The organism is Catenovulum agarivorans DS-2 (assembly GCF_000568405.1).
Taxonomy (GTDB): domain Bacteria; phylum Pseudomonadota; class Gammaproteobacteria; order Enterobacterales; family Alteromonadaceae; genus Catenovulum; species Catenovulum agarivorans_A.
The window spans coordinates 1-2,255 of record NZ_ARZY01000081.1; the positions used below are offsets into that span (position 1 = coordinate 1).

1 protein-coding gene and 1 pseudogene are annotated in these 2,255 nt (G+C 43.0%); both read left to right on the forward strand.

Going from position 1 to position 2,255, the window contains the following annotated elements:
• Window positions 1-63: 63 nt before the first annotated feature.
• Window positions 64-767 (forward strand): annotated as a pseudogene (locus tag DS2_RS20950) (IS3 family transposase); the annotation flags it as partial.
• A 648-nt stretch (window positions 768-1,415) separates the two neighbouring features.
• The coding region (locus DS2_RS19230) for a reverse transcriptase domain-containing protein (RefSeq protein ID WP_035016710.1) at window positions 1,416-2,255 on the forward strand (840 nt) is incomplete at its 3' end.

The following is a 2,255-nucleotide window of genomic DNA, read 5'->3' on the forward strand; positions in this document are numbered from 1 at the left end:
TGAACTGGTTTAATTGAGCCGGACACTTTAATAATGGACAATGTCCTAATATTGAGGTGTTAAATGACAAAACGAAAAAACAAAACTTATACAACTGAATTTAAGCAAGAAGCAGTTGCTTTAGTCACTGAGCAAGGTTATTCAGTTTCAGAGGCCGCAGCCTCTTTAGGGATCACCACCAAACTTATTTATAATTGGAAAGCTAAATTCGAAGAGCAACAAGCTGGTAGTTTGTTAAATGAAGATGAGCGCGCAGAGCTAAAGCGCCTAAGAAAAGAAAACAAAGATCTCAAAATGGAGAAAGAGATCTTAAAAAAGGCCAGCGCCTTCTTTGCGAGAGAAATGAAGTAAAGTATCAGTTCATCAAAGAAAATAGCCAAGCTTTTCGCGTTATAAAGTTATGCTCAGCTATGAAGGTGAGTCGCTCAAGCTATTACGCATGGCTGGCGCGTCCAGCAAAGCTTATAACGGCCAAAGAACTGCATCTTTATCGCAGAGCCAAAGCGCTGTTTAAACGCAGCAGAGAAAGCTTAGGCTACCGTGAGTTATGTAAAAGCTTACGCAAAGAAGGTTTTAAAATAACGCGCTACAAAACTCGAAAGTTAATGGCGAAGCTCAATTTAGTGGTTAAACAACGAGTAGCTTATAAAGTAACAACTAAGCGTAAACACTCTGATGCAGTTGCAGATAATTTGCTTAACCAAAACTTTAATCCGGTAGCACCCAATCAGATTTGGGCTGGCGACGTGACATACTGTGTGCTCGGAGTTTAACATCAATATGGAGGTTGGTGATAAACCACGAGTCTATTTGAAATTCATGAACAAATAACAGGAGTTAAATGTTTATGCCGTTATCTGGTTGTGCAGGTGACAGAGTCTGAGTGGCATTGACTCATTGTATGCTAATGAGGTGATGTAACCCACTGACAACGGGAAGTGAGGCGAATTCGTTAAGCCAAGATGCTTTTCTAGACTGAGTAGTGGACGGATGAAGAACATGAACCGATTAACCCGCATCTATGGGCTGAAACGTCGCCACAGCCTACACGAATTAACAGGCTGTGCGATACCGTGATGTGACTAGATGTATGGGGAACATCACCGATTTGATAAATAACAGGTATGGATTTGTCACTGGATAAACGTTATACACAATTCTTCGTTTTGGTATCGCCACCTTACAGTACGATAAGGTTAAAGACTGCGATCGGCATCCCCCCCACTATGTTTGAGTTCAAATAGATGAACCGAGGAAGGCTTGTATTGAATGTTAAGGGAGCAGACCCCGATGTCATGCAAGTTGGCGGAGCGCCCGTAGTAGTCTGAGGTGGGGAAAGCCCACTACATGGCGAAGGGGCGCAGTTTAATGATTTGCGAAAGCGAACTACCTGACCTTTAATGAGGTGAAGACCTTTGATAATCAGTGAAATGCAACGCAAATTAGCAACATGGACATTGACTGATAATGGACGTCGAGTCAATCGACTATTAAGACTTATCAGTCACCCTGAATGGCTGTGGCATGCTGCTAATATCACGCTCTCATCAGCCGGCGCTAAAACGGCCGGTGTTGATGGAATAACAAAGTCGCACTTGCAGGACAACTTAGATAGTTACCTTGATGATATTAGACAAACTTTATTGTCAGGTGACTATCAACCTATGCCTGCAAGGCGAGTATATATTCCCAAAGCAAATGGTAAACAGCGGCCACTAGGTATTCCAACCTTGAAAGACAGAATAGTACAACGTGCCATGTTGATGGTAATGGAGCCGATATGGGAAAACGACTTCCATTCGTTGTCCTACGGCTTCAGGCCAGAGCGCAGTGTACATCACGCTATTCGAACGGTGCAATTACAACTGACAGGCTCTACTACCAGAGGCCGTTGGGTAATTGAAGGTGACTTATCTAGCTACTTTGACACGGTTCATCATAAATTGCTAATGAAATGCGTACGCAAGCGCATTAGTTGCGTAAGATTCAATGATCTGCTCTGGCGCTTTATCAAAGCGGGTCATATTGAACGCAATTTATTCTGTGCAACAAGCGAAGGGGTACCACAAGGTGGTGTGATTTCCCCATTGCTGTCAAATATCATGCTGAATGAATTTGACCAATATTTAGATGAACACTTTCTGTCAAAGAAAGCCAGAAAAGACCGTTGGTATTGGAATAGAACCATTCAGGACAAACGCAAAATTGCGATAGAGGAAAACCGACAATGGCTGCCAGCCATTGCCTACTGCCGC